The organism is Psychrobacter sp. CoH-33_TS_01 (assembly GCF_058189395.1).
On record NZ_JBVGQI010000002.1, the window covers coordinates 353,124 to 373,543 of the forward strand.

Here is a 20,420-nt window from a genome sequence, read left to right on the forward strand (position 1 = left end):
CATAGCAGCGGCAGCAGCTTGGTTGATTAGCTGCCATTTACAGCCTTCATAGGATATCTCAATGACCAGACGCGACCTTATTACTTTTATTATGCTCTCCTTTATGTGGTCGCTGTCTTTTATATTTTATCGCATTGGGGTGCCGGAGTTTGGCTCGCTCGCCTTTGCTAGCTTGCGGGTCGTCTTAGCAGGGCTGACCATGCTCGTTTTTGTGCTATTTAGTGCCAAAAATAGAGTGGGTATCCTGGAGAATTGGAAAGCGTTAACCCTCGTGGGGCTGTTTTCTGCTGCTATCCCCTTTATCTTGTTTTCTATTTCCGCACGTTCGGTCAATGCTGGGGTATTGGCCGTATTAAATGCTTCGGTACCAATGATGAGTGGTTTTATCGCCAGCATCTTCTTTAAAGATAAGCTCTCTAAAAAACAGATCTTAGGCCTGATCATCGGGGTAGTGGGCGTAATGATTCTGATGAGTGAAAACTTATTTGGCAATGCCGCTGCAGAGGCGAGTGTCGGCGCTAGCTCAGGCTTGATGCCCATGGGCTATGCGCTATTTGCCTGTGTGGGGTATGCGTTAGGCGCCAATGTCACGCGTAATTATTTAGAACACGTGTCTCCGATTGCCATTACCGCGGGCTCGCTAATGATTGCCAGTGTGATTATGCTGCCGGTAGCGGTCTATCAATTTCCTTACGGCGCGACTATTAGCGCAAAAGCTTGGGTGTCGATGATTTGCATCGGGGTATTCTCAACCGCTATTGCGCTAATTTTTATGAATCAATTAATCAAAAATATTGGCCCAGTTCGCGCGACCAGCATCACTTTAGTCATTCCCATTTTCGCTATTTTTCTAGGGTATTTATTACTAGGAGAAGCCTTAGACTTACCAGCTATTATTGGTTCAGTCGTTATCCTATTTGGTACCTATTTATCTTTAGATTTGTCTATTAAAAAGATGCTGCATGCTTAGTGCCGGTTTAGCTTTAAGATAAAACTGGAGCGCTTATTCCTCTTTGTAACTTAATCTCCTGTATAACTTATTCCCCTCTATAAGTGGTACAGACCACCCCTTCTAGACAATTGCGATTATCCTCGGCTGTCCAAGGGGAGAGAATTTGTAGGGCGTCTCTCAGTTGTTGCTTAGCTAGCTGTCCTTCTCGCTGCATATTATCAGCGGTCTCGTTAGCTGAATGTGGGTACTTTAGCTCACGTTCACTATCGGCTAAGGTCATAAACTCTAAGAATGTCTGGGCATCTTTTGCCAACACACTATTAGGACGCTTGGCCAATTGCTGCATAGCTTGTGCTTGGGCTGGAGTATCAAACTTACGGATAGCATCATCGGTCCATTGGGTGTTTTCAGAGCCGAAAAACAGCACATAACGATAAATGTTAAATAGTCTTTTGGCATCGCGGGTAGCGTAACCATCAGGGTAAAGTTGGCTATAACTCTCCCAAAATAAAGCGCGATTTATCAACTCGTTAAAGGGCACCGCAATCGCCGCGTCATTCCAAAAGATGCCTTGATTGTCTCGCGCCATCCGCTGAGTGAATGCGGCTTGGTCTTTACGCAAGTAGGGGGTAAACAGTTTCGCCATCGCTGTTAAATCGTGATTAAAGCGAAAGTCGCCTTCGCCTAAATATTGCACACTGACGTCTGCCTTCTGCTCTACCAAACCGATTAAATACTGCACCCTTGGGCTCATAGTCTTGAATAAAGCGGCCGGTACGGGTTTACCTGCTGCGGCCTTATCCATGACGGTATAAAAATTCTCTTGATGGCTAGTATCGGTATTGGGCAACGCTAAAAAACGCTCATACATGGCTTGATACGCTGCTAGCCATTGTAAGACGGTGGCATTATCCGCTGCGGGTAAGCAGTCGCGCAATAAATCTTGAACGGCCGTAACTTCTGCCATTTTGCTTTTACTATTTACAGCGGCGATAGTTTTACTGACACTAGCGCAGAGCTGTTGATTTTTAGTTGCAGCCGTCGCAGCTGAGGGCGGCGCAGGGGTGATGGCCTGAGTATCCGTGTGCTTAGTGGCATCAGTAGCAACACCAGCATCAACATCAGTATTCACATCGACATCAGCATTAGGCTCGGCATTCGCCAGTGTCGGGTCCTCTAGCTTTGGCTCAGTAGCTGACTCGGCAGGTTCGATAGGGGCGGGCGCTACAGCAGGCCGATTGTTATCCGCAGTTTCTGGCTCAGCCGGATCGGGCTGGCAGGCGCTCAAACCCAAAAGTAGGCTCGTGGCCATCATGAATGGTACCGTTGGTTTACGCATAGCCCAATCCTCTGATTATTTCTGGCTAAATATTGATGATGTTGCGGCTCAATTACTGTTAATTATTTAGCAAAATTACCCCTAAGAAGTTCTATAATTTCAATATTTTCATAAGGTTAATATTTACTAAGGTCGGCTTTAAGGCGTCTATTAAGCTATTTTTATGCCTTGAGGGGTGTTTTTGTTTGTAACGCCCCCTTGGAATAATAGCCTTTATACCTTATAAAGGACAAAGTTAACAAATAGACCGTTCGTCTAGTAACTATTAATGACTGGCAATGATGGCCTATTAATGGTTATAAATCGACGGCTTATCTCTTATTTATCTTTAATTCATCCATTTTATAATTGTTCTAATTTAACGGACAACAAGGCTTTTTATGGCTAACGATATCTTATTTCAACCCCTAACAATGGGCACACAAACTTTAAAAAACCGCATTATGATGGCACCTTTGACGCGTTTACGTGCGACTGAGCCGGACGATGTACCGACGGTATTAGCCGCTGAGTATTATTCGCAGCGCGCAGGCAGTGGTTTATTAATTACTGAAGCCACACAGGTTTCTTTTGGTGCCAAAGGCTATGCGGGTGCGCCGGGTTTGCATACTGAAGACCAAATTGTGGCGTGGAAAGTCATTACGGATGCTGTGCATGCGAAAGGCGGCAAAATCGTCGTGCAATTGTGGCATACCGGTTTGGTGTCGCATAAGAGCGTGCAGCCTGAAGGGCGTGCGCCTATTTCGGCCTCGGATACCGACGTCAAAGTACGTACCACGCTCAGAGATAGCGAAGGCAATGCCATTCGTGTCGATGTGACGCCAGCACGCGCCGCAAGTGTGGCAGAAATAGAGCAAGTGATTGCAGACTTTGCACAGGCAACCCGCAATGCCCGTGAAGCAGGATTTGATGGCATAGAGATTCATGGTGCGCATGGGTATCTATTGCATGAGTTTTGGGCAGAATACATCAATAAACGCGATGACAATTACGGCGGCAGCAAAGAAAACCGTGCCCGCTTTATGCTGGCCGTGATCGACGCCTGTGTAGCCGCTTGGGATGCCGACCATATCGGTATTCGTATCTCGCCATGGGGCAGCTTTAATGGTGTGGAAGCTGGCTATAACGTGGAAGATAACATTTGGCTGATCGAGCAGATTAATCAACGCGGTCTTATGTATTTGCATCTCTCTGAGCCTGATTGGGCGGGTGGTGAGTCGTATACGGATGAATTCCGTCAGCAAATCCGTGCTGCTTTTGATAATGTTATCGTAGCTGCCGGTGCCTATACCGCTGAAAAAGCTGTGAAAAATATCGAAGCCGGCTATATCGATGCCGTCGCTTTTGGGCGTGATTATATCGCTAACCCCGATCTCGCTGAGCGTATTCAACAAGACGCGCCACTCAATGAGCAGCATCCAGAAACATTCTATGGTGGTGGCAGCGAAGGCTATACGGACTATCCTTTTTTAGCTGATACTGAGACTTCAACGTCTTAGGTTAATTATTCAGCAACGGTATTTATTAACGGTATTTGTTGTTCAGCAAAAAAAGCCCCGATAGCGCTATGCTTCGGGGCTTTTTGATAGGAGCTGCTTTAGATTAAATTAGCCATTAAATTGGCCTAAACCACCTCACCACAGACAAAGCCACTCGCCCAAGCCCATTGGAAGTTATAACCACCGAGCCAGCCGGTCACATCCAATACTTCCCCTACAAAGTAGAGGTTGGGCTGCAGTTTGCTTTCCATAGTCTTTGATGAGACATCCGCCGTATTAATCCCGCCTCTTGTTACCTCAGCCGTCCGATAGCCTTCCGTACCCGACGGTTTCAGTTGCCAGTCATTTAAAGTAGTGCCTAGTTGTACTAAGCGCTCGTCTTTAATATTGGCCAATTCGGTTGTCTTTAGGTCTTCCCACAGGTGTGTTTGTAGGGCTGCCAGTAGTTTTTTCGGGAAGTGCTCGGTAAATAAGGTACGGATCAGCTGTTTAGGGTGCGCCGCTTTATGGGCTAATAATGCCTCAGCGGCGTCTAATTCTGGCAGTAGATTGATATGGATATACTCCCCCGGATACCAATAATTCGACAGCTGCAGCATAGCAGGTCCCGAGAGACCACGATGGGTAAACAGCAGTGGCAGGCGATAAGAGATGCGCTCATTAAAAGCGACTACCGGCAAGCTAATCCCCGCCAGCGACTTAATTAAATCGCCCGTTTTATCGGTAAAGGTAAAAGGCACTAGGCTGGCATCGGTCTTGTGAATTTCGTGACCAAAGGCGCTGGCGAGCTCGTAACCAAAGCTTGACGCCCCTAAAGTTGGAATGGATAAACCACCTGTCGCCACCACCAGTGAGGCGCAGCTATAGTCCCCTTTGGAGGTCTGTAATACATAGTTTGGCTGGTTATCGGCAGCTACAGTATCTTCTGGCAAGGTCTTGATATGAGTGATGTCCGTTTGCAACTGTACCTTAGCCCCTGCAGCGTCACATTCTGCCAGCAGCATCGCTACAATCTCTTTGGAAGAATCATCGCAGAACAGTTGGCCGTGCTCGCGCTCGTGATAGGCGATACCATGTTTGGCAACTAGACCAATAAACTCCCAATTGCTATAACGGCTCAGCGCTGATTTACAAAAGTGCGCGTTGTCACTGATAAAGTGATTCGGCTCGACCACGTAATTGGTAAAGTTGCAGCGGCCACCGCCCGACATCAGGATTTTTTTGCCCGCTTTATTGGCATGGTCGAGCACTAACACTTTGCGGCCTCGCTGTCCTGTGGTCATAGCGCAATATAGACCGGCAGCTCCAGCACCAATAATGATGACGTCATAGTGATGCTCAGGCGGGCAGGCAGGTAGTTTAGCCGTACGAGAGAGTAGCGGAGATTTTTTGCTAGCGTCAGGCTTAAGGGTATCAGACATAGGGGCAGTAGCTCAGTTCAGCAGTATAAAAGGGGGGAGTGGGGTAAAGCGCTCGTTAACGGCGGCTCTTTATGACGACGCTTAAAAGCGGTGCTTAATAACGATGTTTAATAACGACAATGCCGCTAATAATTTTGTTAGGGGTATTATACAGGGTCTGTTGCTACCACATAGTTTCTTTCAACACGTCCTAGGCTTTCATGACGATTGGCCTACCATTTTGGGCGTAAAACAGCAGATTAATCCACTTTTTCATTAAGGATTATTATTTATAATGATAGATATCGTATTACCATCATGATTAAAAATACCTATCAAGTCGGGTTTACCTTGCAACAAACGCCCTTATTTGTCACACTATTCATTCGGGCAATCCCATTATGGAAGATGAAACGTTGCCCCTGTTGGTAAGGTTTGAGATTTATGGGTCCATTTATGACAGCCATCTACAGTATGGTTTTTTAAGGGCCAAAATTCAGCCTGGCAGGGGAGCGCTATCTACTGCAGGAGCAACACAATGACAATGAAGTCTTATCCCAACAGCGCTGAATTCGCTGCCAAAGCCAATACCAATCCAGAAAAATACGCTAAAGACTATCAAAACTCTATCCAATCTCATGAGAGCAACGAAGCGTTTTGGGCTGAACGCGCTGAACTGATTGACTGGATGAAAAAACCGACCATAATCAAAAACGTTAATTACGACCTTGATGATTTCAATATCAAATGGTTTGAAGACGGTGAGCTGAATATTTCGGTCAACTGTATCGACCGCCATCTCAAAGAAAACCCTTTTAAGCCTGCCATCATTTGGGAAGGCGATCACCCCTCCCAGCATAAAATCATCTCTTTCAAAGAACTGTACTCCGAAGTCTGCCGTCTCGGTAACGCCATGCGCAAAATGGGCGTGGGCAAAGGCGACCGCGTCGCTCTATATATGCCGATGATTCCAGAAGCAGCTATTTCTATGTTGGCGTGCGCTCGTATTGGTGCCGTCCACACGGTAGTATTCGGTGGTTTTTCAGCAGAAAGTCTCGCTAGCCGTATCATTGATAGCCAAGCCAAGCTAGTCATCACCGCCGATGAAGGCATGCGGGGTGGCAAACATACGCCATTGAAGACCAGTGTCGATCGCGCTTTAGATATTGATGGTACAGAATGTGTGCAAAAGGTCATCGTCGTACACCGCACCGGTAACTCGATCCCTATGAGTGGCCGCCGCGATGCTTGGTACCACACCATCGTCGATAATGCGACGGAAGACTGCGCACCTGAACCTATGAACGCTGAAGACCCACTTTTCTTACTCTATACCTCAGGCTCGACCGGCCAGCCCAAAGGCGTCGTCCATACTACTGGCGGCTATATCACTTATGCGCTCTCCACTTTCCGTGATGTCTTTGATGTCAAAGACGATGATGTGTTCTGGTGTACGGCTGATGTGGGCTGGGTGACGGGCCACAGTTACATGTTGTATGGCCCGCTGGCTAATGGCACTACCACGGTCATGTTTGAAGGCGTGCCGCAGTATCCTACTTGGTCACGTATCGGCCATATCATTGATAAGCATGACGTTAGCATCCTATATACGGCGCCAACGGCTATCCGCGCGATGATGAAAGAAGGCGATGCCTTTGTGCGTGAGTCGAACCGCTCTAGCCTACGACTATTGGGCTCGGTCGGTGAGCCTATCAACCCAGAAGCTTGGGACTGGTACTACAATGTGGTCGGTGAGGCCCGTTGTCCTATCGTCGATACTTGGTGGCAGACGGAGACTGGCGGTATCTTAATGGCACCCCTTCCTAATGCGGTCGATATGAAGCCAGGCGCTGCTATGACCCCGCTGTATGGCATTCAACCTGCGATTGTTGATGCAGATGGTGAGGTGCTGGATGGCGCCACCGAAGGCAACTTAGTGATTCAAGACAGCTGGCCTGGGCAAATGCGCACCATTTATAACGACCACAAGCGCTTTTTAGAGACCTATTTTACGACTTATCCTGGCAACTATTTCACCGGTGACGGGGCAATGCGGGATGAAGACGGTCACTACTGGATCACGGGCCGTGTTGATGATGTCCTCAACGTATCGGGCCACCGTTTAGGCACAGCCGAAATCGAAAGTGCTCTAGTCGCGCACCCGACTACTGCTGAAGCAGCTATCGTTGGTATGCCGCATGATATCAAAGGCCAAGGCGTCTGTGCTTACGTCATTTTGAAAGCGGGCGAAGTGCCTTCTGAGTCGCTTAAGGGTGAGCTAAATCGTCACGTGCGGGCGGAAGTGGGCCCTATTGCCAACCTTGATGCGGTTTACCTCGTCAATGCGTTACCAAAAACCCGCTCAGGAAAAATCCTACGCCGCTTGCTACGTAAGCTCGCAGCGGGTGAATACGAAGGTCTAGGCGATACCTCAACGCTAGCCGATGCGGATATCTTGGACGAGTTAATCGAAACGGTCAAAACAGAAAAACAAGCCAGCTGCCAGCAGGGCTAAATCTAGTTCCTCTGAATAGTAGCTCAATCAAAAACCTCACTTTTCTTGGGTAGTGAGGTTTTTTTATGGGGGTTTTTCAACTCATTGGATAGGAAAAGGGACTTTATTGGCAAGCGTTATAAGGGGGGCTTATTATGTAACAGTGCTCATAAGTACTCGGCAATGATGCTCACTAATAAAGAAATAATGGCTAGGTTAAAGATAAAGGCGATAATGCAGTGCAAGGTACCTAACTTTCTGCCAGCGGTGGAGGTAAAAGGCACATCGGCCGTCTGCCCTGAGGTGCCAATAGCGACCGCTATATAAAAGAAGTCGGCAAACTCGACCTGACTTGTAGCCGTGGTAGTAGCGCTGTCCTCAGGGAACACCAGCGGTGCGGGAGTATTATTATTGCGCGCAGAAAAGTAAAGATAAGCGTATTGCAGGGCAAAGATGACCTGAATCATCAGCCAAGCCAAAAAGATAGTGCCTATGGTCAACGCTAGATTCAGTAACTGCGCCAGACCTTGGTAGTCCTTACCTATATGGGTCTGCCTATTAAGCGAAAATAAGCAGACGAGGCTGGCTAACAGCACTAAAGTTAGAATCAGCGCCTTACCCTCGTGCTCTTGAGTCAGATGCTGGTGCAACGTATCGCTCTGCATCATGTAGATAATACTAGCGATATAACAGATGACCGTGCTGTCCCAAGCAATGAGAAAACAGGTGCTAAGTGAGAGCGATTGCACAACATAAAAAGCGAACCCAATACTCGCGCCCAACAGCAGGCTGAGCATCAAGCGCCAATGGCTGCTCAAAGGGCTAGGGGAGTGACGATTGATCTGATGGGATGCCGGCATACGCCAAACCTTAATAGGGTGAGTAAAGTGCTAAGAGGTATTGAAGCACATTTTCTGATGGTATTAAGCATAATTACTAATAGAAAATTAAAACTGCCCGCCCAAGCAGGCTGCCATTATTGCTACCTCAAAGCCATTAATAACGCTAGCCAATCTCGCACCACTTTGACACAATGAGCGCACCTTTACTGCTGTGTGCTGATTGCCATGCCTGAGTCTATCCGCTCTCTCAATGCTGCTGTTGCTAATCCTAATACGGCTACTGCTGCCGATGCTACTACTACAGCTTTGCCAACCCGTATCGCTATTATTGGTGCGGGGCTTACGGGCCTCATAACGGCGACCTTGCTTGAGCGTAAATTTGCTGAGTTAGGCCAAGCGTTGAAGACTGATATCTTTGAGAAGTCTGGCGGGGTAGGCCGTCTGGCCACTCGTTATAAAAAGCCAGCGACTAGTCATACGGCTGACGGCGCTGACGAAGATAAACAGTGGCAGTTTGAATTTGGCGCGCAGTTTTTTACCGCAAAGAGTAGCGAGTTTCAGCAATTTATCCAACCTTGGTTGGCGCAGGATGTCTTAACCCCTTGGCATGCGCAAGTGGCGCAATTGACCACAACGGCTGCAGAGATGCAGGTCATTAGTCTGAGCGAACTATGGAGTGATGCCCAGCCTCGCTATATCAGCAGCCCTAAAATGACCAGTTGGGGGAGAGCTATAGCGAAGGCGCTGCAGCACACCACCCTGCATTATAAAACCCGCGTTGCGCCATTAGCGGACCCTCATATCGACCACACGGCCCAAATAAATACAGCGCTGTGGGATGATCAGGGCAACGCCTTGGGCAAGTACGACTGGGTGATAGTGACAGCGCCAACCGTTCAAGCCAATGAACTGCTCGCGTCATCCAGTTTTGCTTTCCAACAGGAGATAGCCCAGCGTAAAATGGTGGCCTGCTATACCTTGATGTTGGGCTGGCAAGACTTCACTACTTTGCCCGCCAGTATTGCAGACGCGACTTGGGAGGTATTGGAGGTAGCGGGGGCTAATCAAGGGGCGAGTATTGGCAAGCTATTCATTGAGCACACGAAACCGCAGCGCGATAAAGTATTGCCGAGTATCACTATCCATGCTGATAATGCTTGGTCAGAGCAGCACGTTGATGATGATATTGAGAGTGTCAAAGCCACGCTATTAGCTGCTGTGCAGCAAATACTAGGGTGGACTGACCGTCAGGCGCCCCAGCATATTGATTGCCATCGTTGGCGCTATGCGGCTACGGCAACCGAGTCGCAAACCTCGCCAACCTTATATAGGGATCAGGATAAGCAATGGCTAGTGTCTGGCGATTGGTGCGGGCAGGGGCGTATCGAAAGCTGCTATCAGCAAGCGGCTTTAAGTGTGGCTAGCATTTGTTCTATTTAGCCACAGTTCTATTTAACCCTAGTCCTTTCCCATCAAGATAAATAGGCAACTCAATAGCTTACTAATCGTTCAGTACTATCAGGGTTGGGTAACATGATAGGGAAAAGGGCAGATAAATTTACACCTGCCATACAGCGTTTACGCGCGGTATTCACAAATTTACTCGTATTTCCATTACAGTAGCTCACTAAGTCTAAGCCCAATCATCAGCAGTCATCAGCAACCGTTTTGAGTTGCTTACGTTTTGAGTGGATTGAATCAGTAGCCATTAAATCTATTAAAAGAGTTTGTCCTATGTCATTAAAAGTCACATTAAATAAGGTCACATTTGGCTTATTAACTTGTCTAGCTTTGAGTAGTCCAGCTATGGCTGTAACTAGCCAAAATACTGAACTTACTAAAGAAAGCGTCGATAGCAGCTATAATGAATGTCTGCAGGCGGCTAAATATGATGGCGAAAATATCATGTGTATGATTGATGCCTTTTATGAGTATAACGATTTGGCAGAGCAGCTACCGCATAGCGATTATGGCACTCAAGCTTACGAGACCCAATTGGATGCTTGTAGCGAAGTCGAAGATACCCCAACGTCTTTAGAATGCGCAATACTAGCGGTTAAGTCTTACCTACACGATGGCGATGTATCACAAAGTAAAGCTGTGACCGTGGCAAGTAATGGCGCAGCGTTGCCAAAATAACTTAGGTTGCCATATCTGTTTTTAATAGTGGTCGGCAACAGATAGGCTTAGGCTTGATAGGCTTAAATAAAAAATAACCCCTAACATTAGCTAGGGGTTATTTTTTTAGCGCTTTTGGGCTTAGCATTTTTGGACTTACCATTCTTATCTTAGATAACGATAGGCCGCTAGTTAAAGTTTAACGATCCGCTTCTTGCATACAAGCTGAATTCACGGCGCTAGCAAACCCTTCTACAGCACTGCGCTGTTGCGCCTCGTCTTTCTGTACGGGTTGCGCATAGGCATTAGTAATCATGCCTTTCATCAGCTGGTTCACCCCTGCATCCGCTTCGTCTTTTCCTGCCACTGCATCAGCAAGTTGCATGGCTTTATCCATAGGAATGCCCGACTGTCTAAATTTCATAGCATTCTCTGCCATTTTTTGGATAGGGGTGCAATCTTGGGCGCTGGCAAAAGCCATATTGGTGGCCATTAACATAGTGGCGGCTAATAATATTTTTTTCATAATTAATCCTATAGTAGAGACTTACGGTCTTTATATGGTTCCAGCAAGCTATGGCACAGAGCAGAATTTATAATCAATAGGAACTACGCGAGGGACAATAGTTGTTTCATGCTACAGTGATTGGCCAGCTGCTTATAATGTTAAAGGCCTAATATAATGGTTTAAATAGAATGATTGTTGCTGGCTTGGTGGGCAAAATAGAGGTTAATGTAGCGAAATATTAACAATGTCGTTTATCCTCAAAATTATTAAGGAAGAAATATTTTATAAAGGACTAATAATATGCGATTAAAAATAACTTTAGCAATGACAGGCCCTTAAAATACTCAATTAGTGATCAAAATGGTGGTCAATTCGCTATTTCAAAAGCAAGAACCTATATGCCACGACGATTAGAGAGGACAAAAAAAACCCACAGAGGAGGAACTGTGGGCTGAGGAAAAGTATAAAGGAACTATTATATTTTACAAGTATAGTTTACAAGTGTTTCCTAAGCTTTAATTATAGCTGAACTCTAGTCATTTTCTTTACTAGGTTTACACGAACTTACGTTTTACTTAGTTTTGCTACATTGACATAGTTATTTTATAAGTCCACATTTTTGTGAAATCCTATAGTCTTATTAGCAAGCTAGTTAAAAGACACTTTTCCAGTTAAGAGGCGCTTTTAACGGCCAGCAGCTATTAAAAGTGTTTTGATAACTGACGCTACGAGCTAAAGATGCTAAGCTTGCCGGCAAGATATTCAATATTAACGTTTATCTATGCCATTATATTAAGAGTGGCTATCGTAGTTCCGCTAGCTCATAAGCCCTTACCTCTACAACTTATCGTCTCTATCTTTTGCCTAGTGTTGCTTTTAAATAGGCAGCAGCTCATGGAGAAGGGCACAAGAGCACACTGTGATATTTGACAAACTGACAGGTTACCATGACCGATCTTACGCCTAATGCGCCAACCCAAAGTATCTTTAACCTCCCCAATAATCTGACTATCGCGCGGATTCTAATGATTCCGTTGTTTGTCGCTATCGCTTATTGGCCTCCCGCCCTCGGTATTGGGGTGCCTATGATTTCTAACAATGCCATTGCCAACCTTGGCATGTCGATGGTGGAGTTTAGCGACAGTACCTTACGTCATCTGGTATTGACGCTATTGTTTGTATTGGCCGCGATTACGGATTGGCTCGATGGCTATTTGGCACGGCGCATGAATATTACGTCGGCCTTTGGTCGCTTCCTGGACCCCGTGGCCGATAAATTGATGGTGGCGGCAGCTTTGATTATTATCGTGCAGTGGCATCCCAACATTATTATGTCGATTGCCGCTATCGTCATTATTTCGCGAGAGATTGCCGTATCAGCCTTACGCGAATGGATGGCAGAGTTGGGCAACCGTACTAGTGTCGCAGTTTCCTACGTGGGTAAGTTAAAAACGACGTTTCAGATGATTGCGATTATTGTGCTGCTGCTTAATTGGAAGTCGCTAGAAATTCTAGGCTATGTGCTGATGATTGCTGCAGTGATATTAACGCTGTGGTCGATGATGATTTATATGAAGGCAGCTTGGCCTTATTTAAAAGAAGGCTAACAGCTAACCTTACTAACTAGCACCGCCAACAGATAGCCAATAAAAAACGCCAGAGTAAGCTCTGGCGTTTTTTTGTGCTTTATCTTTATAAGCATAAGCAAGCAACTATTAAAATTCAATAGAAGCGTTTTCGCCCATGCTCTCAGCCGTTTTACCATCTTGGACTGCAGCCGCTGCCATTTTCACAGCATTGATAACGCTGTTACCACTGATCCAATACTCAGCACCATTAGGTACAACTTTAATCAATTGAATGTCTGGGTCTTCTTTACCCTGCTCATAAAAAGCATTGTAAACCGGTGACCATAGCTCGTCTAGCTTGTCCTTATCATCGACTAATTCAGCTGTACCATTGATAGAGACATAGTCTTTATCTTGCTGGCTGACATACGCTAAATTAACCTGCGGATTGCCTTTAATATTCGTTACTGATTCAGATTTTTTATCGCCGATGAACCAAATCTCTTTAGCCCCAAGGCTAGTTTCACTGGTGGTCATTGGGCAGCCGTGAAGATGACCTTCAGCGGTAACCGTAGTCATCATGGCATACTTAACGTCTTTTACCATCTCACGAATTTTATCGATATGGGCTTGCTTACTCATAAAACATCCTTATTGTTGCCAATTTTATTGTCATTGTTAATAGGGTAGGGTTAGTAGAACCAAAGGGTCGTTCACCAATCTGCAGTTATAATAACTAGATTTAAGTCCGACTCTATATAGCAAGCCCGTAAAGCGTTGTGAGTGTATGTAAGCAATAAAGCGATTGCGTAAGGAGGTATAGCAACGCTTAAATAGAGTTGCCGCAATGTGAAACTGAGCTAGCAAGAACTCTCCACATAGCAGGATAAGCCATACAGAGTGCGAAAAGTCTTTAAGATTAGAAGCGTAAAATATTAGGAGAAAAGCTAGGATAGTGGTAAATGTATAGCACTGTGGCGGTAATGCGGTCTTAATGGGCAGTAATGTTAGATAAAGTACGATATAAGATAACGGAAACCTCCACTTAGCACCTGTATCTTGGGAGTCTTCTTGTTATAATGCAGCCACCCTTATTGGTACGACCTTCCTCTCTATAATTTTGCCATCGACTCTGAGACCTTGCCTTATGATGACCATCGCCGGCCAGCCGTATCTTACCGATTTCCAGACCCAGCAACTCATCCAAGAACTGAGCACTAAGACCGACCTCGCTATCACCGATATTCGCACGCAACAAGTTTATGTCTTGGCCGAAGTGCTCGAAGGTGAAGCACTGAGCAAAGCCCAAGACCTCCTTAATCATGGCCAAACTTTTGCATTGCCAGCCGCCACTGCCGGTGAGCTACAAGTTATCGTTGCGCCTCGTTTTGGCACCATCTCTCCTTGGGCCAGTAAAGCGACCGATATTTTTAATAACTGTGAGCTGACTATCTCACGCGTTGAGCGCGTGGTGGTCTATACGCTCGTGGGCAGTAACTTACCTGCTAAATTGGCTAAAGACGTTGAGCAGTTGCTGCACGACCGCATGACGCAAAGCTTGGTCTATAATTTAGACATGGTAGGGCAGCTGTTTGACGATCATGCGCCAGCCCCGTTAGCGCATATCGATATCTTAGGTAAAGGCCGTAACGCCCTTGAGCAAGCGAATACTGAGTTTGGTTTTGCCTTATCGGTTGAGGACATCGATTATTTGATGGCTGCTTATACTGATGAGCTGAAGCGTAACCCTACCGATGCGGAATTGATGATGTTTGCCCAGGCGAACTCTGAGCATTGCCGTCATAAAATTTTTAATGCGGAATGGACTATCGATGGCGAGCGCCAACCGAAGTCGCTATTTGGCATGATTAAAAACACTTATAAGGCGAGTCCAGAAGGTATCTTGTCCGCATATAAAGACAATGCGGCGGTGATGGAAGGCTCTGAGGGTCAGCGTTACTATCCGGTACCACAGTCCGCTGATGCGAGCGATGCCGATAGCTTTGACCGTCACGTTTACGACTTCCATCAAGAGCACATCGATATCTTAATGAAGGTCGAGACGCATAACCACCCCACGGCTATCGCACCATATGCAGGTGCAGCGACGGGCTCTGGTGGTGAGATTCGTGATGAAGGTGCTACCGGTCGTGGCGGTAAGCCGAAAGCAGGGCTTGCCGGCTTCCATGTCTCGCATCTGCACATCCCTGAGATGCCGGAGAAGTGGGAACAGTCGGGCAAGCTTAGTACTCAAGATTATGGCACCCCTTCACGAATGGCGACCAGTCTAGAGATTATGACCGAAGCTCCGCTAGGCAGTGCCAATTTCTCTAATGAATTTGGCCGTCCGAATCTATGTGGTTATTTCCGCTCATTCCAGCTAGACACCTCGGCTGAGCAAGACGGTAGTGAGATGCGTGGCTATCATAAGCCTATTATGATTGCTGGTGGTTACGGCAACATCAAACGCAACCTAGTCGAAAAGAATACTATTAACGAAGGCGACTTATTGATCGTCCTCGGTGGCCCAGCCATGCAAATCGGTTTGGGTGGCGGTGCGGCCTCTTCAGTGGATAGCGGTGAGTTGGACGAAGGCTTAGACTTCGCTTCGGTCCAGCGTGACAATGCTGAGATGGAACGTCGTTGCCAAGAAGTTATCGACCGCTGCTGGGCGCTTGCTGGCAATAGCGTTGAAGAAGATGGCAACCCAATCGTTTCGCTACACGATGTGGGCGCGGGTGGTATCTCTAATGCGATGCCAGAGCTGGTCAATGACCACGAGCGCGGTGCAATTTTAGACCTACGTAAAGTGCCTTCGTTAGAGGCCGGCATGTCGCCGATGGCCATTTGGTCGAATGAAGCGCAAGAGCGTTATGTGTTAGCGATTCGCCCAGAAAGCCATGAGCAATTTGACGCCATTTGTGCTCGTGAGCGCTGCCCGTATGCCGTGTTAGGCACTGCAACAGAAGTCCGTCAGTTGCGAGTAGAAGACAACTTACTGGGCGAGCATCCGGTCGATATGCCGATGCAGGTATTGCTCGGTGGTACGCCAAAAATGCAGCGCTCATTTAAACGTGCAGAGCAAACGCTACCGGCGTTATCGTTAGACGATGTCAATCTGACCGAGGCCGTCACAGACGTGCTCCGTCATCCCACCGTCGCTAGCAAATCTTTCCTAATCAGTATCGGCGACCGTTCTATCACTGGTATGGTAGTGCGCGATCAGTTTGTCGGCCGCTATCAAGTCCCTGTGGCAGATTGCGCGGTTACCGCATCAGGCTTGATCATGCTAGACGATCAGCCGATGACTGGCGAAGCAATGAGTGTGGGCGAACGAACGCCGGTTGCCCTTATTAATCCAGCGGCTTCTGCCCGACTTGCGGTAGGCGAAGCGATTACCAATATCGCTGGTGCCCGTATTAAGCAACTCTCTAACATCACGCTATCGGCCAACTGGATGGCGGCTTGTGGCGAAGATAAAGAAGATGCCGCACTATTTGACGCCGTCTATGCTATTGGCGAAGAGCTATGCCCCGCTTTAGGTATCGCCATTCCAGTGGGTAAAGATTCGCTATCGATGCGCGCCAACTGGTCAGACGCTACCGACGGTACTACTTTAGATAAATCAGTAGTCTCACCTATGAGCTTAGTGATCACAGCTTTCGCTCCGGTGATGGACGTGGCTGAAACCCTAACGCCAGAGCTCATCAAAGGCGACAGCGCGTTCTACCGTATCGACCTATCACGTGGCAAGCTGCGCCTAGGTGGTTCCATCCTAGCGCAGACCAACAGCCAATTGGGCAATGACTGCCCCGATTTAGACTGCCCAGAAGACTTAATTAAATTCTTTAACTTCATCCAAGCGGGTAATGAGCAAGGCATCATCAGCGCCTATCATGATATTGGCGATGGTGGTTTGCTAGCGACGATTGCTGAGATGCAATTTACCAGCCGTCAGGGTGTGAAGTTATCGCTGACTGATGACGATTTACTCGGTCAGTTGTTCAGCGAAGAGTTGGGTGCCGTCATCCAAGTGATGCCAGAAGACGTGGCTGAGCTAATCGAATTGGCCGAGAAGCACAATGTGTCTGACATGATTAGCTTGGTCGGTCAAAGCTGCGAAGAAGACCGCTTGTTCATTCAGACGCCAACGCTAATCGAGGATAAAACGCTAAGCTTTAGCCGTGTTGAGTTGCAGCAAGCGTGGACGCAGGTCAGCTACCATATCGCTCGCCGCCGTGATAACCCAGAGTGTGCTGAGCAAGAATACGGCCTGATTAGCGATACCAGCCATCAAGGTATCGTCGCGTCGCCAAACTTTGACCTCAATCAACGTATTGAAACGCCGTATCTCAATAGCCGTCTGACTAAGCCAAAAGTGGCTATCTTGCGCGAGCAAGGCGTCAACGGTCAGTTGGAGATGGCAGCAGGCTTCACCATGGCGGGATTTGAAGCGGTCGATGTGCACATGAGCGACTTAATCAAAGGTCGTATTGACCTGCGTGATTTTGAAGGGCTAGTGACTTGTGGTGGCTTTAGTTATGGTGACGTATTAGGCGCAGGTTCTGGTTGGGCGAATTCTGTCCTATTTCATGACGACCTACGCATGCAGTTTGTGCGTTTCTTTGCCCGTCCTGAAACCTTCAGCCTTGGGGTGTGTAACGGTTGCCAGATGATGAGTCAGCTCAAAGACCTCATCCCAGGCGCAGAAAACTTCCCACGCTTTATCGCCAATAAATCTGCGCGCTTTGAAGGCCGCACGGTCAATGTCAAAGTCGAGCGTACCAAGTCTATCCTGCTTAAAGGCATGCAAGACAGTATCTTACCGATTGCCGTAGCGCATGGTGAAGGTTTAGCGACCTTGACCGCTACTGAGATTGCGGGCATGGCCAACCACGGTCAGATCGCTATGCGTTATGTCGACAGCCAAGGCCATCCTACTGAGACTTATCCGCTCAATCCAAACGGCTCTGCTGGCGGCGTGACCGGTGTTTGTAGCACCGATGGTCGTGTGACCCTAATGATGCCGCACCCTGAGCGTACTTTACGCGCCTATAACCACAGCTATAAACCAGCCGATTGGCAGGGTGATGGCGCTTGGTTGCGTATGTTCCGTAATGCTAGAGCTTGGTTGCGCTAAGTCTAGAGCTTTAAAGTTTTAAGATATTAATATTGTTAATTAAATAAAAAAAGGTGGCTGAGAAGTCCACCTTTTTTTATATCCTAAATTTGCTCACCCTGTATAGTAAGTTTTAGATAGTGAACAGTCGTAACGAATAGTCAGCGAGTAAATGACTACTTGCGAGTCCACAGACGCAAAGGGATGTGGTGTTATCGCTTATAGCGAGACACAGAATTTACGTCATAACGGGTCACTAAAGATTAGCGATAAGGATATCTGTAGCATTCGCTGGAATGGCTACTAGCAAGGGAGTGTAATAATGGAATTTGACTATATCGTAATAGGCGGCGGATCATCGGGCGCGGTAGTGGCCAGCCGTTTATCAGAAGACCGACAGGTTAGCGTTTGCTTATTAGAAGCAGGCGGCGAAGGCAAAGATTTGCTCGTGCGTATGCCCGCTGGGGTCTTTGCTTTAGTGCCAGGGCGACCGGTCAAAATTAACAATTGGTGTTTTACCACCGTGCCACAAAAACAGCTCGGTGGCCGTACCGGCTATCAGCCACGCGGCAAATGTCTTGGGGGTGGCTCAGCAATCAACGCAATGGTCTATACCCGTGGTAGTCGCCATGACTACGATGGTTGGGAGAAGGCCGGCTGCCCAGGTTGGGGCTACGATGATGTGCTACCGTATTTCAAAAAAGCGGAGAATAACGTCCGCGGTGCCAATGACTTCCACGGGGGCGATGGCCCGCTGCATGTGACCGATCCGCTGAGCCCGCGACCTATCAGTCAAGCCTTTGTGGATGCTTGCGTGGCCAATGGTTTGCACCGCACCGATGACTTTAATGGTGACCGCCAAGATGGGGCGGGGCTCTATCAAGTGACCAACTTCCATGGTGAAAAACAAGGGCAACGCTGCTCTTCCGCGGCAGCCTACCTGCATCCTATTCTGGATCGCCCCAACCTGACCATCATCACTCATGCGCATGCCAAACGTATCATCATCGAAGATAAGCAAGCGCGCGGCGTCCTCTTTGAAAAAGATGGCAAAGAGCAGTCGGTCTACGCCAAAGGTGAGGTTATTCTCAGCTCAGGCGCGTTTGGCTCCCCGCAGCTATTGATGCTCTCTGGCATTGGCCCTGCTGAACACTTGCGCGAGCACGGTGTCGAAGTGGTAGTCGATAGCCCAGAGGTTGGTGAAAATCTCCAAGACCATATCGATCTTATCTTGCAGTACAAAGTGAACACCACCGATGTACTCGGTATCGGCGTGACGGGCGGCCTAAATATCGTCAAAGCTGGCAATCAGTGGCGTAAAGACGGCAGCGGCATGCTCTCGACCAACTTCGCTGAAGGCGGTGCTTTCTTTGGGGTGGGGGAAGATGCCCCTGCTGATTGGCCGGATATCCAGCTGCATTTTGTCATTGCTGCTGTACAAAACCATGGGCGTACCCTGAAATGGGGTTACGGCGTCTCCTGCCATGTGTACTATCTGCGTCCTAAGAGCCGCGGCACCGTGCGCCTAGCGTCGAGCAATCCGTTTGATCAACCCGCGATCGATCCCAATTTCTTATCGCATCCTGATGACCGCAAAAACTTACTCGAAGGCGTCAAACGTACCCAGCAAATATTCAAAGAGCAGCCACTCGCGCAATACGTGGTCAAAGATACTTTGACTGGTGAAGCCAAAACTGACGAAGACTTGATGGACATTATCCGCAAGCATGGCGACACCGATTATCATCCAGTGGGCACGTGTCGCATGGGCTCTGATGCCAACTCCGTTGTCGATCCTGAACTGCGTGTGCGCGGTATTGCCAACCTTCGGGTGGTCGATGCCTCGATTATGCCCAACCTAAACAGCTCTAACACCAACGCGCCGTCGATTATGATTGGCGAGAAGGCGGCGGATATGATTATTAAAGGTCGGCAGATGCCGTCTATGACGAAGCAGGCCCAACCAGAGATGGCGCGTCGTTAATTAGTTTGATTATTAGTTTTTCACAAAATAAAAGGTGGGCCATTGGGCTCACCTTTTTTAGGCTTTTGCTCCCTTCCTTTTGCAAAGGAAGGGTTGGGGATGGATTTAGGTTGAGGTACTTATCTTTGTTTTTAAAGATTAAAAACTGGAAGCTTGGCCTTAGCATCGGGGTTCTTTAACAAATACGAAATATGCGGGTCAAGGGTAGGCATTCTTTAATGACTATAGCCGCGCCTCGTCCCGAGGCAAGTCCATAAAGCCTTTCTTATAAATTAGTCCGTTGAGTGTCACAAGCTCTACCCAAACTACAGATTACCCAACCTATTCACCTTTCAAAGCCCGTTCCCTAGCCTCCTGCTGAGCCTTAGCAACCAAAGCATGCACCTTAGCAGCTTCCGATAACACACAGGCTTCATAAGCAGATTTCGGCTCGTCTTTAGCAGCCGTATTAGCGTCATTTTCTAGAGACTGGCTAAGGTTCTTCTCAAGGCTGTCTTGAGAATCAGATTGAAAGTTATCTTCTGCAAAATTACTCATATTACCTTCCTTTTTATAGCTAAAGCTTTATCTTCATTTTTCTTGTATAAAGCACTAAGC

Annotated in this window: 14 protein-coding genes; 8 read left to right on the forward strand and 6 right to left on the reverse strand. The window is 47.6% G+C overall.

Going from position 1 to position 20,420, the window contains the following annotated elements; translation table 11 throughout:
• Positions 1-61: 61 nt before the first annotated feature.
• Positions 62-970 carry a DMT family transporter gene (locus ACZ2XM_RS04590; protein ID WP_490587202.1) on the forward strand — a complete coding sequence of 303 codons (909 nt, stop codon included), beginning with the start codon at positions 62-64 and terminating at the stop codon, positions 968-970.
• Between the two features lie 67 nt (positions 971-1,037).
• On the opposite strand, the gene ACZ2XM_RS04595 is transcribed toward ACZ2XM_RS04590, so the two are convergent.
• Positions 1,038-2,291 (reverse strand): hypothetical protein, encoded by a 1,254-nt coding sequence (locus ACZ2XM_RS04595; RefSeq protein WP_490587203.1) that lies wholly within the window; start codon positions 2,289-2,291, stop codon positions 1,038-1,040.
• 380 nt (positions 2,292-2,671) lie between these two features.
• Between ACZ2XM_RS04595 and ACZ2XM_RS04600 the strand changes: the two genes are divergently transcribed.
• Complete coding sequence (locus tag ACZ2XM_RS04600) at positions 2,672-3,790, forward strand: alkene reductase (protein WP_490587204.1); 1,119 nt, start codon at positions 2,672-2,674, stop codon at positions 3,788-3,790.
• A 125-nt stretch (positions 3,791-3,915) separates the two neighbouring features.
• On the opposite strand, the gene ACZ2XM_RS04605 is transcribed toward ACZ2XM_RS04600, so the two are convergent.
• The gene (locus ACZ2XM_RS04605) at positions 3,916-5,073 is read right to left on the reverse strand and encodes a BaiN/RdsA family NAD(P)/FAD-dependent oxidoreductase (protein WP_490587455.1); all 1,158 of its coding nucleotides are present in this window, start codon (positions 5,071-5,073) and stop codon (positions 3,916-3,918) included.
• Positions 5,074-5,728: 655 nt separating this feature from the next.
• On the opposite strand from ACZ2XM_RS04605, the gene acs reads away from it, so the two are divergent.
• Complete coding sequence (acs, locus tag ACZ2XM_RS04610; RefSeq protein WP_490587205.1) at positions 5,729-7,705, forward strand: acetate--CoA ligase; 1,977 nt, start codon at positions 5,729-5,731, stop codon at positions 7,703-7,705.
• A 146-nt stretch (positions 7,706-7,851) separates the two neighbouring features.
• Here acs and ACZ2XM_RS04615 read toward each other — a convergent pair whose 3' ends face one another.
• On the reverse strand, positions 7,852-8,544 hold the full coding sequence (locus ACZ2XM_RS04615) for a DUF1345 domain-containing protein (RefSeq protein WP_490587206.1): 693 nt from the start codon (positions 8,542-8,544) through the stop codon (positions 7,852-7,854).
• Positions 8,545-8,751: 207 nt separating this feature from the next.
• Between ACZ2XM_RS04615 and ACZ2XM_RS04620 the strand changes: the two genes are divergently transcribed.
• A complete protein-coding gene (locus tag ACZ2XM_RS04620) occupies positions 8,752-9,966 on the forward strand; it encodes an NAD(P)/FAD-dependent oxidoreductase (RefSeq protein ID WP_490587207.1) in 1,215 nt (404 codons plus the stop codon).
• 366 nt (positions 9,967-10,332) lie between these two features.
• Positions 10,333-10,665: a hypothetical protein gene (locus ACZ2XM_RS04625; RefSeq protein WP_490587208.1), complete on the forward strand. Its 333-nt coding sequence runs from the start codon at positions 10,333-10,335 to the stop codon at positions 10,663-10,665.
• Positions 10,666-10,843: 178 nt separating this feature from the next.
• On the opposite strand, the gene ACZ2XM_RS04630 is transcribed toward ACZ2XM_RS04625, so the two are convergent.
• On the reverse strand, positions 10,844-11,170 hold the full coding sequence (locus tag ACZ2XM_RS04630; RefSeq protein ID WP_490587209.1) for a hypothetical protein: 327 nt from the start codon (positions 11,168-11,170) through the stop codon (positions 10,844-10,846).
• A 929-nt stretch (positions 11,171-12,099) separates the two neighbouring features.
• On the opposite strand from ACZ2XM_RS04630, the gene pgsA reads away from it, so the two are divergent.
• Positions 12,100-12,759, forward strand: coding sequence for a CDP-diacylglycerol--glycerol-3-phosphate 3-phosphatidyltransferase (gene pgsA / locus ACZ2XM_RS04635; protein WP_490587210.1), 660 nt, complete (start codon positions 12,100-12,102; stop codon positions 12,757-12,759).
• A 108-nt stretch (positions 12,760-12,867) separates the two neighbouring features.
• On the opposite strand, the gene ACZ2XM_RS04640 is transcribed toward pgsA, so the two are convergent.
• Positions 12,868-13,362 carry a pyridoxamine 5'-phosphate oxidase family protein gene (locus ACZ2XM_RS04640; protein ID WP_490587211.1) on the reverse strand — a complete coding sequence of 165 codons (495 nt, stop codon included), beginning with the start codon at positions 13,360-13,362 and terminating at the stop codon, positions 12,868-12,870.
• 505 nt (positions 13,363-13,867) lie between these two features.
• On the opposite strand from ACZ2XM_RS04640, the gene purL reads away from it, so the two are divergent.
• Positions 13,868-17,860, forward strand: a complete 3,993-nt coding sequence (gene purL, locus ACZ2XM_RS04645; RefSeq protein WP_490587212.1) for a phosphoribosylformylglycinamidine synthase — start codon at positions 13,868-13,870, stop codon at positions 17,858-17,860.
• Positions 17,861-18,161: 301 nt separating this feature from the next.
• Complete coding sequence (locus ACZ2XM_RS04650) at positions 18,162-19,823, forward strand: GMC family oxidoreductase (protein ID WP_490587213.1); 1,662 nt, start codon at positions 18,162-18,164, stop codon at positions 19,821-19,823.
• 321 nt (positions 19,824-20,144) lie between these two features.
• On the opposite strand, the gene ACZ2XM_RS04655 is transcribed toward ACZ2XM_RS04650, so the two are convergent.
• A complete protein-coding gene (locus ACZ2XM_RS04655; RefSeq protein WP_490587214.1) occupies positions 20,145-20,360 on the reverse strand; it encodes a hypothetical protein in 216 nt (71 codons plus the stop codon).
• Positions 20,361-20,420 lie beyond the last annotated feature (60 nt).

What these genes read in the sequence shown, in the direction of transcription:
- ACZ2XM_RS04600 (WP_490587204.1), top strand. Translation starts at nt 2,672, where the DNA reads ATGGCTAACGATATCTTATTTCAACCCCTAACAATGGGCACACAAACT.
- ACZ2XM_RS04615 (WP_490587206.1), bottom strand. Translation starts at nt 8,544, where the DNA reads ATGCCGGCATCCCATCAGATCAATCGTCACTCCCCTAGCCCTTTGAGC.
- ACZ2XM_RS04605 (WP_490587455.1), bottom strand. Translation starts at nt 5,073, where the DNA reads ATGACCACAGGACAGCGAGGCCGCAAAGTGTTAGTGCTCGACCATGCC.
- purL (WP_490587212.1), top strand. Translation starts at nt 13,868, where the DNA reads ATGATGACCATCGCCGGCCAGCCGTATCTTACCGATTTCCAGACCCAG.
- pgsA (WP_490587210.1), top strand. Translation starts at nt 12,100, where the DNA reads ATGACCGATCTTACGCCTAATGCGCCAACCCAAAGTATCTTTAACCTC.
- ACZ2XM_RS04640 (WP_490587211.1), bottom strand. Translation starts at nt 13,362, where the DNA reads ATGAGTAAGCAAGCCCATATCGATAAAATTCGTGAGATGGTAAAAGAC.
- ACZ2XM_RS04630 (WP_490587209.1), bottom strand. Translation starts at nt 11,170, where the DNA reads ATGAAAAAAATATTATTAGCCGCCACTATGTTAATGGCCACCAATATG.
- ACZ2XM_RS04620 (WP_490587207.1), top strand. Translation starts at nt 8,752, where the DNA reads ATGCCTGAGTCTATCCGCTCTCTCAATGCTGCTGTTGCTAATCCTAAT.
- acs (WP_490587205.1), top strand. Translation starts at nt 5,729, where the DNA reads ATGACAATGAAGTCTTATCCCAACAGCGCTGAATTCGCTGCCAAAGCC.
- ACZ2XM_RS04595 (WP_490587203.1), bottom strand. Translation starts at nt 2,291, where the DNA reads ATGCGTAAACCAACGGTACCATTCATGATGGCCACGAGCCTACTTTTG.
- ACZ2XM_RS04625 (WP_490587208.1), top strand. Translation starts at nt 10,333, where the DNA reads ATGGCTGTAACTAGCCAAAATACTGAACTTACTAAAGAAAGCGTCGAT.
- ACZ2XM_RS04650 (WP_490587213.1), top strand. Translation starts at nt 18,162, where the DNA reads ATGGAATTTGACTATATCGTAATAGGCGGCGGATCATCGGGCGCGGTA.
- ACZ2XM_RS04655 (WP_490587214.1), bottom strand. Translation starts at nt 20,360, where the DNA reads ATGAGTAATTTTGCAGAAGATAACTTTCAATCTGATTCTCAAGACAGC.
- ACZ2XM_RS04590 (WP_490587202.1), top strand. Translation starts at nt 62, where the DNA reads ATGACCAGACGCGACCTTATTACTTTTATTATGCTCTCCTTTATGTGG.